The 14857-nt window shown below is 61.9% G+C and carries 13 protein-coding genes; 12 read left to right on the top strand and 1 reads right to left on the bottom strand.

The genetic code is table 11. The features are described 5' to 3' along the window. Window position 1 precedes the first annotated feature (1 nt). The 3 genes from HBO12_RS13495 to HBO12_RS13505 all read left to right on the top strand — a co-directional run bounded on the left by HBO12_RS13495 (window position 2) and on the right by HBO12_RS13505 (window position 2109). Window positions 2-1015: a class 1 fructose-bisphosphatase gene (locus HBO12_RS13495; RefSeq protein WP_032862268.1), complete on the top strand. Its 1014-nt coding sequence runs from the start codon at window positions 2-4 to the stop codon at window positions 1013-1015. A 239-nt stretch (window positions 1016-1254) separates the two neighbouring features. Further along, window positions 1255-1509 carry a lipoprotein gene (locus HBO12_RS13500; protein WP_038445326.1) on the top strand — a complete coding sequence of 85 codons (255 nt, stop codon included), beginning with the start codon at window positions 1255-1257 and terminating at the stop codon, window positions 1507-1509. 30 nt (window positions 1510-1539) lie between these two features. Further along, window positions 1540-2109: a lipocalin family protein gene (locus tag HBO12_RS13505; RefSeq protein WP_032862264.1), complete on the top strand. Its 570-nt coding sequence runs from the start codon at window positions 1540-1542 to the stop codon at window positions 2107-2109. A gap of 205 nt (window positions 2110-2314) precedes the next feature. On the opposite strand, the gene HBO12_RS13510 is transcribed toward HBO12_RS13505, so the two are convergent. Then, the gene (locus HBO12_RS13510) at window positions 2315-3679 is read right to left on the bottom strand and encodes a formimidoylglutamate deiminase (protein ID WP_170042370.1); all 1365 of its coding nucleotides are present in this window, start codon (window positions 3677-3679) and stop codon (window positions 2315-2317) included. Window positions 3680-3757: 78 nt separating this feature from the next. Here HBO12_RS13510 and hutC point away from each other — a divergent pair, with 78 nt between their 5' ends. The 9 genes from hutC to hutH all read left to right on the top strand — a co-directional run bounded on the left by hutC (window position 3758) and on the right by hutH (window position 14814). Then, entirely contained in the window at window positions 3758-4537 is a 780-nt protein-coding gene (gene hutC, locus HBO12_RS13515; RefSeq protein ID WP_169955658.1) for a histidine utilization repressor, read from the top strand. Next, window positions 4534-5094 carry a HutD/Ves family protein gene (locus HBO12_RS13520; RefSeq protein WP_169955659.1) on the top strand — a complete coding sequence of 187 codons (561 nt, stop codon included), beginning with the start codon at window positions 4534-4536 and terminating at the stop codon, window positions 5092-5094. The genes hutC and HBO12_RS13520 overlap by 4 nt, the downstream gene beginning before the upstream one ends. 391 nt (window positions 5095-5485) lie before the next feature. Next, window positions 5486-7171, top strand: coding sequence for a urocanate hydratase (gene hutU / locus HBO12_RS13525; RefSeq protein ID WP_170042371.1), 1686 nt, complete (start codon window positions 5486-5488; stop codon window positions 7169-7171). Between the two features lie 175 nt (window positions 7172-7346). Then, window positions 7347-8816, top strand: a complete 1470-nt coding sequence (locus HBO12_RS13530; RefSeq protein WP_170042372.1) for a purine-cytosine permease family protein — start codon at window positions 7347-7349, stop codon at window positions 8814-8816. Between the two features lie 68 nt (window positions 8817-8884). Then, complete coding sequence (locus HBO12_RS13535) at window positions 8885-9853, top strand: ABC transporter substrate-binding protein (RefSeq protein ID WP_169955662.1); 969 nt, start codon at window positions 8885-8887, stop codon at window positions 9851-9853. 71 nt (window positions 9854-9924) lie between these two features. Then, entirely contained in the window at window positions 9925-10776 is an 852-nt protein-coding gene (locus tag HBO12_RS13540) for an ABC transporter permease (RefSeq protein ID WP_076961686.1), read from the top strand. Continuing rightward, entirely contained in the window at window positions 10773-11597 is an 825-nt protein-coding gene (locus tag HBO12_RS13545; protein ID WP_169955663.1) for a quaternary amine ABC transporter ATP-binding protein, read from the top strand. The genes HBO12_RS13540 and HBO12_RS13545 overlap by 4 nt, the downstream gene beginning before the upstream one ends. A 135-nt stretch (window positions 11598-11732) precedes the next feature. Then, a complete protein-coding gene (locus HBO12_RS13550) occupies window positions 11733-13256 on the top strand; it encodes an HAL/PAL/TAL family ammonia-lyase (protein WP_170042373.1) in 1524 nt (507 codons plus the stop codon). A 19-nt stretch (window positions 13257-13275) separates the two neighbouring features. Then, window positions 13276-14814 carry a histidine ammonia-lyase gene (gene hutH / locus HBO12_RS13555; RefSeq protein ID WP_170042374.1) on the top strand — a complete coding sequence of 513 codons (1539 nt, stop codon included), beginning with the start codon at window positions 13276-13278 and terminating at the stop codon, window positions 14812-14814. Window positions 14815-14857 lie beyond the last annotated feature (43 nt).

The following is a 14857-nucleotide window of genomic DNA, read 5'->3' on the forward strand; positions in this document are numbered from 1 at the left end:
CATGTCCCGCGTTACCCTGAGTCGCTATTTGATTGAGCAGACCCGCAGCAACAACACCCCTGCCGATCTGCGCTTCCTGATCGAAGTGGTGGCGCGTGCTTGCAAGGAAATCAGCCACGCCGTGTCCAAGGGCGCGCTGGGCGGCGTCCTGGGCAGCATGGGCACTGAAAACGTGCAAGGCGAAGTGCAGAAGAAACTCGACGTGATTTCCAACGAAATCCTGCTCGAAGCCAACGAATGGGGCGGTCACCTGGCCGGCATGGCGTCCGAAGAAATGGACAATGCCTACCAGATCCCGGGCAAATACCCTAAAGGCGCGTACCTGCTGGTATTCGACCCACTGGACGGCTCGTCGAACATCGACATCAACGCGCCAGTCGGCACCATCTTCTCGGTGCTGCGTTGCCCTAACGAATACCTGAGCCAGAACGAAGCGCTGAACGAAAAGGCCTTCCTGCAGCCAGGCACCGAACAGGTTGCCGCTGGCTACGCGATCTACGGCCCGCAGACCATGCTGGTGCTGACCCTGGGTGATGGCGTCAAGGGCTTCACCCTGGACCGCGAAATGGGCAGCTTCGTGCTGACTCACGAAGACATCTCCATTCCTGCCTCGACCCAGGAATTCGCGATCAACATGTCCAACCAGCGCCACTGGGAAGAACCGGTCAAGCGCTACGTCAACGAGCTGATGGAAGGCGAAGAAGGCCCGCTGAAGAAAAACTTCAACATGCGCTGGGTGGCCGCGATGGTTGCCGACGTACACCGCATCCTGACCCGTGGTGGCCTGTTCATGTACCCACGCGACAGCCGCGAGCCGTCCAAGCCGGGCAAACTGCGCCTGATGTACGAAGCCAACCCGATGTCGTTCCTGGTTGAGCAGGCGGGCGGTGCCTCGACTGACGGCCACCAGCGCATCCTCGACATCCAGCCTGAAGGCCTGCACCAGCGTGTGGCGGTGTTCCTGGGGTCCAAGGAAGAAGTGGCGCGTGTGACCGGTTACCACAAGAAGGCTTAACGCCTTCTGTAGGAGCGAGCTTGCTCGCGAAAGTATTCCAGGCGCATTGCTGCGTTGGCTGTACCTTTTTCGCGAGCAAGCTCGCTCCTACAGTGAACCTTGCACGTCAGATCAAGCCCCGAAACGTTTCAGCGATTCGGGGCTTTTTTTGTTTTTGCCTTGCGGGAACCAGACCCCCCTTTTCCCTTCTAAGCTTCTGGCAGACCCCCACTGCTGCGTGTCCCTCCAGGAGCTCTACCATGTCGTTACGCCGTCTCGCCCTCTTGTGCTTTTGCGTGCTGTTGGCCGCTTGCAGCAAGGTCACCCAGGAAAATTACCAGAAGCTCTCGGCTGGCATGGCCAAGGCCGAGGTGGAGTCGTTGCTGGGCAAGCCCACCGATTGTTCTGGCGCACTGGGCATGTCCAGTTGCACCTGGGGCGATAAAAACAGCTTTATCAGCGTGCAGTACGCCGGTGACAAAGTTCTGATGTTTTCCGGGCAAGGCCTGAAGTAAACCGGGGCGCAAGCCTGCGGGAGAAGAAGAATGATGCGTTTCGTTTTATACCTTTGCGCCAGCCTGTTTTTGGCAGGCTGCGCCAGCCATTCTGGCGATGATCTGCAACCCAAGACTGTCGGCAGCGTCAACCTCAAGCGTTACCAGGGCACCTGGTACGAACTGGCCCGCTTGCCCATGTACTTCCAGCGCAACTGCGCGCAATCCGAGGCCCGCTACTCCCTGTTGCCCGATGGCGACATGTCAGTGTTCAACCGTTGCCTGACCACCGAGTGGAAGTGGGAAGAAGCCAAGGGCACGGCCACGCCGCAGGTACCGGGCAAGACCGACAAGCTGTGGGTCGAATTCAATAACTGGTTCACCGCGTTGCTACCGGGCGTGGCCAAGGGCGATTACTGGGTGTTGTATGTCAGCGATGACTACAAGACCGCCATCGTCGGCAGCCCGAGCCGGCGCTATATGTGGCTGCTGTCACGCACGCCGACCGTCAGCGCCGACACCCGTGAAGACCTGCTGAGCCGGGCGCGCCAGCAGGGTTACGACACCACACGGTTGATCTGGCGTACGTCGGACAAACAGATGGCCAAGACCTCGCAGTAACCCGAAACAAGGTCGAGTAAAGAAGGGCGGGCATGCCATAAAGCCCGCTCTTTTTTTGCTGGTTTTTTGCAAAGCCAGAAGGGCACCACACTACCCAATGTGGGAGCTGGCTTGCCTGCGATGGCGGCGGGCCAGTCGATGACGATTTCGACTGACACACGGCTATCGCGGGCAAGCCCGCTCCCACAGGGGTTATGTGTTGTTCTTAAGACAGTAGGTCTCTGAGGACTTGCGTGAAGGCCCGGCTGCTCTCTTCCTCGCCCGCATGATGCCCATCGCGCACCACCCACTGGCCGTTGACCAGCACATCGCGCACCTGCCGATCCCCTCCGGCAAACAACCAGCGATTAAGAATGCCATCCTCATGGGCCGTCGCCAGGTACGGATCATTGCCATCGAGCACCAGCCAGTCCGCACGCTTGCCGACTTCCAGGCGGCCAATCGGTTGCCCCAGCGCCTGCGCGCCGCCGTCCAGGGCTGCGTCATACAGGGTGCGGCCGACCATCGGTTGATCGCTGCGATACAGCCGGTTGCGCCGCTGGTCGCGCAGGCGCTGGCCGTATTCCAGCCAGCGCAGTTCTTCGACCACGCTCAAGGACACATGGCTGTCCGACCCAATCCCCATGCGCCCGCCCTGGGCCAGGAAGTCCACCGCCGGGAAGATCCCGTCGCCCAGGTTGGCCTCGGTGGTCAGGCACAGCCCGGCGATCGCCCGGCTGTTGGCCATCAATGTCACTTCGTCGGGGTTGGCGTGGGTGGCGTGCACCAGGCACCAGCGCTGGTCGACGTGCACATTGTCATACAGCCATTGCAGTGGGCGCTTGCCGCTCCAGGCCAGGCAGTCATCGACTTCCTTTTGCTGCTCGGCGATGTGGATGTGCACCGGGCAGGCCTGGTCGCTGGCGGCCAGCACTGCGCTGATCTGTTGCGGCGTTACCGCGCGCAATGAGTGGAAACACAGGCCCAGTTGCTGGGCCGGTTGTGCCGCCAGGATCGGTTGCAGGCGCGCTTGCAGCTCCAGGTAGTTATCGGTGCTGTTGATAAAGCGGCGCTGTCCGTCGTTCGGCGCCTGGCCGCCAAAGCCCGAGTGGCTGTAGAGCACTGGCAGCAAGGTCAGGCCGATCCCGCTGCTGGCCGCGGCCAGGCTGATCTGGCGCGACAGTTCGGTGGGGTCGCTGTAAGGCTGGCCGCTGATATCGTGGTGCACATAGTGGAACTCGGCGACCGAGGTGTAGCCGGCCTTGAGCATCTCGATATACAGCTGGCGCGCGATGACCTGCAATTGCTCGGGGCTGATCTGGCCGACCATGCGGTACATCAGGTCACGCCAGGTCCAGAAGCTGTCATTGGGGTTGCCGGCGACTTCCGCCAGCCCCGCCATGGCCCGTTGGAACGCATGGGAGTGCAGGTTCGGCATGCCCGGCAACACAGGGCCTCTCAGTCGTTCGGCGCCGTCTGCGCTGGCATTGGCCGTCACGTTGGTCAGCAGGCCATCGGCGCTGACTTCAAGGCGTACATCAGTGGCCCATCCATTAGGCAGCAGCGCGCGTTCGGCAAAGAAAGCGGACATGATCAAGGCACCCCGGTCGTGTGTTTATTTGTATATACATATACAGACGTTTGCCTGCTCGGTAAACTCCGGCAATCTATGCATCTTTTCCTCCTGCAAGGATTCCCCGTGCCGACTCCGCCCGCCAAGTCCCCGCTGGCTGCCCACATGGACGAAAGTCCGGCGCCCTTGTATGCCCGCGTCAAGCAGATGATCAGCCAGCAGATTCTCAACGGCAACTGGCCGCCGCACTATCGTGTGCCGTCGGAAAGCGAGTTGGTCAACCAGTTGGGCTTTAGCCGCATGACCATCAACCGCGCCCTGCGGGAGCTGACCGCCGAAGGCTTGCTGGTGCGCATGCAAGGCGTCGGCACCTTCGTTGCTGAGCCCAAGAGCCAGTCGGCGCTGTTCGAGGTGCATAACATCGCCGATGAGATCGCCTCCCGCGGCCATCGCCACACCTGCAAGGTGATTACCCTGGGCGAGGAGGCTGCTGGTTCCGAGCGCGCCGTGGCCCTGGAAATGCGTGAAGGCGGGCGGGTGTTCCACTCGCTGATCGTGCACTACGAAAACGATATCCCGGTGCAAATCGAAGACCGTTTCGTCAACGCCCTGGTCGCCCCCCAGTACCTGCAACAGGATTTCACCCAGCAAACCCCCTACGCCTATCTCAACCAGGTGGCGCCGCTGACCGAGGGTGAGCATGTGGTGGAAGCGATCCTGGCCGACCCGCAGGAATGCAAGCTGCTGCAGATCGAGGCCGGCGAGCCGTGCCTGCTGATTCGCCGGCGCACCTGGTCTGGGCGCCAGCCGGTGACCGCTGCGCGGCTGATCCACCCAGGTTCCCGGCATAGCCTCGAAGGACGCTTCAGCAAATGAGTGCAGTCAAGGTCTGGCGCGCCGCCGATTACGTACGCATGCCGTGGAAAAACGGCGGTGGCAGCACCGAAGAAATCACCCGTGATGCAGGCTTGGGCCTCGACGGTTTTGGCTGGCGCCTGTCGATTGCCGACATCGGCGAGTCGGGTGGTTTTTCCACGTTTGCCGGGTATCAGCGGATCATCACCGTGATCCAGGGTGCCGGCATGGTGCTGACGGTGGACGGCGAAGAGCAGCGCGGCCTGCTGCCTCTGCAGCCGTTTGCCTTCAAGGGTGAAAGCCAGGTGGCGTGCCGCCTGATCACCGGGCCGATTCGCGACTTCAACCTGATCTATTCGCCCCAGCGTTACCACGCACGTTTGCAATGGGTGGACGGAGTGCAGCAGTTTTTCAGTACCGCTCACACCGTGCTGGTGTTCAGTGTGGCCGATGAGGTGAAGGTGCTGGGCGAAGTGCTGGGCCATCATGATTGTTTGCAGGTGGACGGTAACAGTGACTTGCTGGATATCAGCGTGACAGGTCGCTGCTGCCTGATCGAACTGACCGCGCGCGATTAAACATGTGGGAGCTGGCTTGCCTGCGATTGCGGTGTGTCAGACAAATGGCTATCGCAGGCAGGCCAGCTCCCACATGGGTTATGTATAGGCTGCACAATCTGTTTCCAGTCCCGCACCAAGTTGTTACCGAATGCCCCAGCATGGCGCAATACCCTGCTTTTGTAACAACTCCCCAACTGTCCAAACCAGTGCTTTAAGAAATTTTATCAAGCCCCCAAGCCTTGATTTCAGAGGCCTGCACGCCCACCCCAAAAAATCTTAAGCTCTCCCTCATCAAGTTGGCCGCTCGATTGCATATGCTTGTATGTACAAGTAAAGGTGTGTGCATAAGAGTCGCTAAACATCCTCTTCGCACCATCGTGTTCGCGCATCGATTGCTGAGGAGTTTTTTGTGACTGACTTTTCCCAGAACAAGCCTACCAAGTACCGCGACGTTGAAATCCGCGCCGCCCGTGGCAACACGCTCACCGCCAAAAGCTGGCTGACTGAAGCGCCGCTGCGCATGCTGATGAACAACCTCGACCCGCAAGTGGCCGAGAACCCCAAAGAGTTGGTGGTGTACGGCGGTATCGGCCGTGCGGCGCGTAACTGGGAGTGCTACGACCAGATCGTCGAAAGCCTGACCAACCTGAACGACGACGAAACCCTGCTGGTGCAATCGGGCAAGCCGGTCGGCGTGTTCAAGACCCACAGTAATGCCCCGCGTGTGTTGATCGCCAACTCCAACCTGGTGCCGCACTGGGCCAGTTGGGAGCACTTCAACGAACTGGATGCCAAGGGCCTGGCCATGTACGGCCAGATGACCGCCGGCAGCTGGATCTACATCGGCAGCCAGGGCATCGTCCAGGGCACCTACGAAACCTTCGTCGAGGCCGGTCGCCAGCATTACGATTCAAACCTCAAGGGCCGTTGGGTGCTCACTGCCGGCCTCGGCGGCATGGGCGGCGCCCAGCCTCTGGCCGCGACCCTGGCCGGCGCGTGCTCGCTGAACATTGAATGCCAGCAGGTCAGTATCGATTTCCGCTTGAACAGCCGTTATGTCGACGAACAAGCCCGCGACCTCGACGACGCCCTGGCGCGCATCGCCAAGTACACCAAGGAAGGCAAGGCCATCTCCATCGCCCTGCTGGGCAACGCTGCCGAAATCCTCCCGGAACTGGTCAAGCGCGGCGTGCGCCCGGACATGGTCACCGACCAGACCAGCGCCCACGACCCACTCAATGGCTACCTGCCCGCCGGTTGGACCTGGGACCAATACCGCGCCCGCGCCAAGACCGAACCGGCCGCCGTGATCAAGGCCGCCAAGCAGTCGATGGCCGTACACGTCAAGGCGATGCTGGACTTCCAGAAAATGGGCGTACCGACCTTCGACTACGGCAACAACATCCGTCAGATGGCGCAGGAAGAAGGCGTGGAAAACGCATTCGACTTCCCAGGCTTTGTACCGGCCTACATCCGCCCGCTGTTCTGCCGTGGCATCGGCCCGTTCCGCTGGGCGGCACTGTCGGGCGACCCGCAGGACATCTACAAAACCGACGCCAAGGTCAAAGAACTGATCCCCGACGACGCCCACCTGCACAACTGGCTGGACATGGCGCGCGAGCGCATCAGCTTCCAGGGCCTGCCGGCGCGCATCTGCTGGGTTGGCCTGGGCCAGCGCGCCAAGCTCGGCCTGGCATTCAACGAAATGGTGCGCAGCGGCGAGCTGTCGGCACCGGTAGTGATCGGCCGTGACCACCTGGACTCCGGCTCGGTATCAAGCCCCAACCGCGAAACCGAATCCATGCAGGACGGTTCCGACGCCGTGTCCGACTGGCCACTGCTCAACGCCCTGCTCAACACCGCCAGCGGCGCGACCTGGGTTTCGCTGCACCACGGTGGTGGCGTGGGCATGGGCTTCTCCCAGCACTCCGGCATGGTCATCGTCTGCGACGGTACCGACGAAGCCGCCGAGCGCATTGCCCGCGTGCTGCACAACGACCCGGCCACCGGGGTGATGCGTCATGCCGATGCGGGTTACCAGATCGCGATCGATTGCGCCAAGGAGCAGGGCCTGAACCTGCCAATGATCAAGTAGCGCCTGGCTCGGTTCCTGTGGGAGCTGGCTTGCCTGCGATGCGGGCGACTGGGTCTGTCAGGCAGATCACAGTGATGCAATCGCAGGCAAGCCAGCTCCCACATTTGACCTGCTGTGTATTTGAAACATGTTTGAGCCGCACCACCGAAAACAATCCATTAGAGGTTGAATACCCATGGCTGCAAAAGACGCGCGTGCAAGCTCCACCCCGTTGATCGAAAGGCGTTCGATCGACTACATCCCGGAAGCGGAAAGACACGGTCGTCTATTGAGCCAGTTCACCCTGTGGATGGGTGCCAACCTGCAAATCACCGCGATTGTCACCGGGGCCCTGGCCGTGGTGCTGGGCGGGGATGTGTTCTGGTCGTTGATCGGTCTGTTGGTCGGTCAACTGCTGGGCGGCGGCGTGATGGCGTTGCATGCGGCGCAAGGGCCCAGGCTTGGCCTGCCGCAGATGATTTCCAGCCGGGTGCAGTTCGGTGTGTATGGCGCAGCCATCCCGATTGTGCTGGTGTGCTTGATGTACCTCGGTTTCACCGCCACCGGGACCGTGCTGTCCGGCCAGGCGCTGGGCCAGTTGTTTGGGGTCAGCGACAGTGTTGGCATTCTGATTTTCGCCAGTGTCATCGTGCTGGTCACGGTGCTCGGTTACCGGGTGATCCATTTCATCGGCCGTGTCGCCAGCGTCATTGGCGTGATTGCCTTTGTCTACCTGTTCAGCCGCCTGATGAGCCAGACCGACGTTGGCGCACTCCTGCAAATCCGTCACTTCAGCTGGAGCAGCTTCCTACTCGCGGTATCGCTCGCGGCCTCCTGGCAGATCGCCTTCGGGCCCTATGTGGCGGACTATTCCCGCTACCTGCCGCGCAACACGTCCTCGGTGAAAACCTTCCTGGCCGCAGGCGCCGGCTCGGTCATTGGCGCACAGGTGGCGATGATTCTCGGTGTGTTTGCCGCTGCGATGTCCAACGGCAAATTTGCCGGTAACGAAGTGGCCTACATCGTGGGCCTGGGCGGCACGGGGGCTACGGCGGCACTGCTGTATTTCAGCATCGCGTTCGGCAAAGTCACCATTTCCACGCTGAACTCCTACGGCAGCTTCATGTGCATTGCGACCATCGTCAGCGGTTTTCGCGGGCGCATGGAGGTGTCGCGCATGCAGCGCCTGGTTTTCGTGCTGGCCATCGTCGGTGCGGCGACTCTGATCGCGTTGCTCGGGCAGCACTCGTTCCTCAGTGCGTTCAAGTCCTTCATCCTGTTTTTGCTGGCGTTCTTTACGCCCTGGAGCGCGATCAACCTGGTGGACTACTACTGCATCACCCGCGATCGCTATGACGTGCCGGCGCTGGCCGATCCAAATGGTCGCTACGGCCGCTGGAACCCGCTGGGTATCAGCGTCTATGTGTTCGGGGTGCTGGTGCAGTTGCCGTTCATCGCCACCAAGTTCTACACCGGTCCCCTGGTGGCCAGCCTGGGGGGTGTGGATATTTCCTGGATCATTGGCCTGGTACTGCCCGCCGCCCTGTATTACGTGTGTGCGAAAAAATGGCACGGTGCGATTCCTGAGCGGCTGATCCTGCCGGTAGAGCAGGGCGCTGCACCCCAAGTTACCCCTAAAAACAACGGGCTGAGTGCACAAGCCTGATGGGACGTGGACAAGGCAGGATGCCTTTTGACTGCCGTAATCCATTTCATGATTGGGAGCGTCACATAATGAGAATGCATAAGACCCTGCTGACCCCATTGCTCGCCGCCGGCCTGCTGGCCAGCGCTGGCGCCACCCAGGCGGCCGGCTGGTGCGAGTCGGGCAAGCCGGTGAAGTTCGCCGGCCTGAACTGGGAAAGCGGCATGTTGCTGACTGACGTCCTGCAAGTGGTCCTGGAAAAAGGCTACGACTGTAAAACCGATAGCCTGCCGGGCAATTCCATCACCATGGAAAACGCCCTGGGCAGTAACGATATCCAGATCTTCGCCGAAGAGTGGGTTGGCCGCAGTGAAGTGTGGAAAAAGGCCGAGAAGGCCGGCAAGGTCGTGGGTGTCGGTGCGCCCGTGGTCGGCGCGGTTGAAGGCTGGTACGTGCCGCGCTACGTGATCGAAGGCGACGCCAAGCGCAAGCTCGAAGCCAAGGCCCCGGACCTGAAAAGCATCGCCGACCTGGCCAAGTATTCCGCAGTGTTCAAGGACCAGGAAGAGCCCGCCAAAGGCCGTTTCTACAACTGCCCGGCCGGCTGGACCTGCGAGCTGGACAACAGCGAAATGCTCAAGAGCTACGGCCTGGAAAATTCCTACACCAACTTCCGCCCAGGCACCGGCCCGGCGCTGGATGCAGCGGTGCTGTCGAGCTACAAGCGTGGCGAACCGATCCTGTTCTACTACTGGTCGCCGACGCCACTGATGGGCCAGGTGGACCTGGTCAAGCTCGACGAAAAACCCGGCGTGGATAAAAGCGTGACCATCAAGGTCGGCCTGTCCAAGACGTTCCACGAGCAGGCCCCGGAACTGGTGGCGGTGCTGGAGAAGGTCAACCTGCCGATCGACCTGCTCAACCAGAACCTGGCGCGCATGAGCAAAGAGCGGATTGATTCGTCGAAGCTGGCGAAGATTTTCCTCAAGGAGCACCCGGAGGTCTGGCACGCCTGGGTCAGTGAAGACGCAGCCAAGAAAATAGACGCGGCCTTGTAGGCACAGTGCTCCCGGCTACCCTGAACAGGCAGCCGGACACCGGCCACACTCCACTGGATCGAGAGCACGTTATGTTTCCTGAGAGTTTTACGTTTTCCATCGCCGACTGGGTCAACGGTTGGGTCGATGGGTTGGTGACCAACTACGGCGATGTGTTCCGGCAGATTTCCGACACCTTGCTGTGGGCTATCGTCAACCTGGAAGGCCTGCTGCGCGCGGCGCCCTGGTGGCTGATGCTGGCGATAGTCGGCGGCGTTGCCTGGCACGCCACCCGCAAGGTGCTGACCACGGCGGTGATCGTCGGCCTGCTGTTCCTGGTGGGCGCGGTCGGCCTGTGGGACAAGCTGATGCAAACCCTGGCGCTGATGATGGTGGCCACGGTGATCTCGGTGCTGATCGGCATTCCCCTGGGCATCCTCTCGGCGCGCAGCAATCGCCTGCGCTCGGTGCTGATGCCGTTGCTGGATATCATGCAGACCATGCCCAGCTTCGTGTACCTGATCCCGGTATTGATGCTGTTTGGCCTGGGCAAGGTGCCGGCGATTTTCGCTACGGTGATCTACGCCGCGCCGCCATTGATTCGCCTGACCGACCTGGGCATTCGCCAGGTGGATCGGGAAGTGATGGAAGCCATCAATGCCTTTGGCGCCAACCGCTGGCAGCAGCTGTTTGGCGTGCAACTGCCGCTGGCCCTGCCGAGCATCATGGCCGGGATCAACCAGACCACCATGATGGCCCTGTCGATGGTGGTGATCGCCTCGATGATCGGCGCCCGTGGCCTGGGTGAAGACGTACTGGTGGGCATCCAGACCCTTAACGTCGGGCGCGGCCTGGAGGCTGGCCTGGCGATTGTGATTCTCGCAGTGGTCATCGACCGCATTACCCAGGCCTATGGTCGTCCACGGCATGAGGCGAGCAAATGACTATTGTCAGCAAGATCGAAGTTAAAAACGTATTCAAGATTTTCGGCGCCCGTGACAAGGAAGCCCTGGCGCTGATTGGCCAGGGCCAGACCAAGGACCAGGTGCTGGCGCAGACCGGTTGCGTGGTGGGGGTCAATGACCTGTCCCTGAGCATCGGCACCGGCGAGATCTTTGTGATCATGGGCCTGTCGGGTTCCGGTAAGTCCACCCTGGTGCGCCACTTCAACCGCCTGATCGACCCCACCAGCGGCGCGATCCTGGTGGACGGCGAAGACATTCTGCAACTGGATATGGACGCCTTGCGCCAGTTCCGTCGGCACAAGATCAGCATGGTGTTCCAGAGCTTCGGCCTGCTGCCGCACAAGAGCGTGCTGGACAACGTGGCCTATGGCCTGAAAGTGCGCGGCGAAACCAAGCAAGTGTGCACCGAGCGTGCCTTGCACTGGATCGCAACCGTGGGTTTGAAGGGGTATGAAAACAAATACCCGCACCAGTTGTCGGGCGGCATGCGCCAACGGGTGGGCCTGGCCCGGGCCCTGGCGGCTGACACCGACATCATCCTGATGGACGAAGCGTTCAGTGCCCTCGACCCGCTGATCCGCGCCGAGATGCAGGACCAGTTGCTGGAACTGCAAAAGACCCTGCACAAGACCATCGTGTTTATCACCCACGACCTGGACGAGGCCGTGCGCATCGGCAATCGCATCGCGATCCTCAAGGACGGCAAGCTGATCCAGGTCGGCACGCCGCGGGAGATCTTGCATTCGCCGGCCGATGAGTACGTGGATCGGTTTGTTCAGCGGCGGGCGGCGGTGGTCTGAACCGAGCCTTGTGGTGAATTGGCCGGCCTCTTCGCGAGCAAGCCCGCTCCCACAGGGGAACGCATTCCAAATGTGGGAGCGGGCTTGCTCGCGAAGAGGCCGGCAAGGCCGCAAAAATTTGAAGAAGGTATGAAGATGTCCCAGGCTAAAAAAATCGTCATCGCCGACACCCCCCTGCACTGGCAGGACGTGGTCGCCGTCGCGCGCTTCGGCGCCGAGCTTGCGCTGTCGGGCCAGGCCTGGGCGCGCATCGACAATGCCCAGTCCATCGTGCAACGCATCGTCACCGGCGGCGAGCGCGCCTATGGTGTCAACACCGGTCTGGGCGCGTTGTGCAATGTGTCGCTCAAGGGCGAGCAACTGAGCCAGCTGTCGCGCAATACCTTGCTCAGCCACGCCTGCGGTGTCGGTGCGCCGCTTACCGATGAGCAGACTCGCGCCATCATCTGCGCCGCTGTCCTCAACTACAGCCAGGGCAAGTCCGGCCTGCATCCGCAGGTGGTGCATTCGTTGCTGGCGCTGCTCAACCATGGCATTACCCCGCAGGTGCCGTCCCAGGGTTCGGTGGGCTACCTGACCCATATGGCCCATATCGGTATTGCCTTGCTGGGTGTAGGAAATGTCAGCTATCGCGGCCAGATCGTTACCGCCCAGGCCGCCTTGGCCGCCGAAGGCCTGCAGCCGGTGGTGCTCGGCGCCAAGGACGGCCTGTGCCTGGTCAATGGCACGCCGTGCATGAGCGGCCTGAGCTGCCTGGCCCTGGCCGATGCCCACCATTTGCTGCAATGGGCCGATGTGATCGGCGCCATGAGCTTTGAAGCACAGCGCGGGCAGATCGATGCGTTCGACGAGCAGATCATTGCCCTCAAGCCACACCCTGGCATGCAGCAGGTCGGCAGCAACCTGCGGGCGTTGCTCGCGGGCAGCGAGGTGATTGCCGCCAGCCGGGGCATTCGTACCCAGGACGCGCTGAGCATCCGTTCGATCCCCCAGGTCCACGGCGCCGCCCGCGATCAGCTGGAACACGCCACCCGCCAGATTGAAACCGAACTCAACGGCGCCACCGACAACCCGTTACTGCTCGGCACGCCAGACAACTACCACGTGGTGTCCCAGGCCAACCCCCACGGGCAGTCCGTGGCACTGGCGGCGGATATGCTGGCTATCGCCATGGCCGAGATCGGTTCCATCGCCGAGCGCCGCCTGGACCGCCTGATCAATCCTCACGTCAGCGGCTTGCCGGCGTTCCTGGTGAGCAACCCTGGGGTCAACTCGGGGATGATGATCGTGCAGTACGTCGCCGCTTCCCTCTGTGGGCAGAATCGTCAACTGGCGCAGCCGGCGGTGCTCGACAATTTCGTCACCTCGGGCCTGCAGGAAGACCACCTGAGCATGGGCACCAACGCTGCGCTCAAGCTGCATTCGGTGCTGGCAAACGTCACCCAGATCCTCGCCATCGAATACCTGCTGGCGGCCCAGGCCTTTGAGTTCCTCAAACACCAAGGCTTCGGCGCCGGCACCCACGCGGCTTGGCGCCTGCTGCGCGAGCACGTCCCGGCCTATGAGCAGGACCGCTGGTTGGCACCGGATATCGCGACCACCGCAAAGCTGCTCAACACCCCTGATTTGCTGAACCACGTTTTACCGAATTTGCACTGAACCCTATTTCAAAAGGAGCATGAATGTGACTGCGCTAAATCTGATTCCAGGCCAACTGACCCTTGCCCAACTGCGGGCCATCTACCAGCAGCCGGTAACCCTCAGCCTGGATGACAGCGCCTCGGCGCAGATCGAAGCCAGTGTGGCCTGTGTCGAGCAGATTCTCGCCGAGAACCGCACCGCCTACGGCATCAACACCGGTTTCGGCCTGCTGGCCTCGACCCGTATCGCCAGCGAAGACCTGGAAAACCTCCAGCGTTCCCTGGTGTTGTCCCACGCGGCCGGGGTTGGCGAGCCGATCAGCGATGCGCTGGTGCGTTTGGTGATGGTGCTCAAGGTCAACAGCCTGAGCCGGGGTTTTTCCGGGATTCGCCGCCAGGTAATCGATGCGCTGATCGCCCTGATCAACGCCGAGGTCTACCCCCATATCCCGCTCAAGGGCTCGGTGGGCGCGTCCGGTGACTTGGCGCCGCTGGCCCATATGTCCCTGGTGCTGCTGGGCGAAGGCAAGGCCCGTTACAAAGGCGAGTGGCTGGAGGCGACCGAAGCGCTGAAAGTCGCCGGCCTTGCGCCCCTGACCCTGGCCGCCAAGGAAGGCCTGGCGCTGCTCAACGGCACCCAGGTCTCCACCGCTTACGCCTTGCGCGGTTTGTTTGAAGGCGAAGACCTGTTCGCCGCCGCTATCGCCTGTGGCGGCCTGACCGTGGAAGCGGTGCTGGGCTCGCGCTCGCCGTTCGACGCGCGCATTCATGCGGCCCGTGGCCAGCGTGGGCAGATTGACTCGGCCGCCGCTTATCGCGACCTGCTCGGCGACAGCAGCCAGGTGTCCCAGTCCCACCAGAACTGCGACAAGGTGCAAGACCCGTACTCCCTGCGTTGCCAGCCGCAAGTCATGGGCGCCTGCCTGACCCAGTTCCGCCAGGCGGCAGAGGTGTTGGTGGTCGAAGCCAACGCCGTATCCGATAACCCGCTGGTGTTCGCCGCCGAAGGCGATGTGATCTCCGGCGGTAACTTCCACGCCGAACCGGTGGCGATGGCCGCCGACAACATGGCCCTGGCCATCGCTGAAATCGGCTCCCTGAGCGAGCGCCGCATCTCGCTGATGATGGACAAGCACATGTCGCAATTGCCGCCGTTCCTGGTGGGCAATGGCGGGGTCAACTCCGGCTTCATGATCGCCCAGGTGACGGCGGCGGCGTTGGCCAGCGAGAACAAGGCGTTGTCCCATCCCCATAGCGTCGACAGCCTGCCGACGTCGGCCAACCAGGAGGACCACGTGTCGATGGCGCCGGCTGCCGGCAAGCGCCTGTGGGAAATGGCCGAAAACACCCGTGGGGTTCTCGCAGTGGAATGGCTGGCCGCCTGCCAGGGCCTGGACCTGCGCGATGGCCTGAAAACCTCGCCCAAGCTGGAAAAGGCCCGTGGGATCCTGCGCGCCAAAGTGGGCTTCTACGACAAGGACCGCTTCTTCGCCCCGGACATCAACGCTGCCAGCGAGCTGTTGGCCAGCCGCTGCCTGAACGAGTTGGTGCCGGCCAAGCTGCTGCCAAGTCTCTAAGCACCACCCCGATCCCGTGTGGGAGCTGTCTCGCCAAGGCTCG

The sequence above is a fragment of the Pseudomonas sp. WS 5059 genome, from assembly GCF_012985525.1.
Classification (GTDB): domain Bacteria; phylum Pseudomonadota; class Gammaproteobacteria; order Pseudomonadales; family Pseudomonadaceae; genus Aquipseudomonas.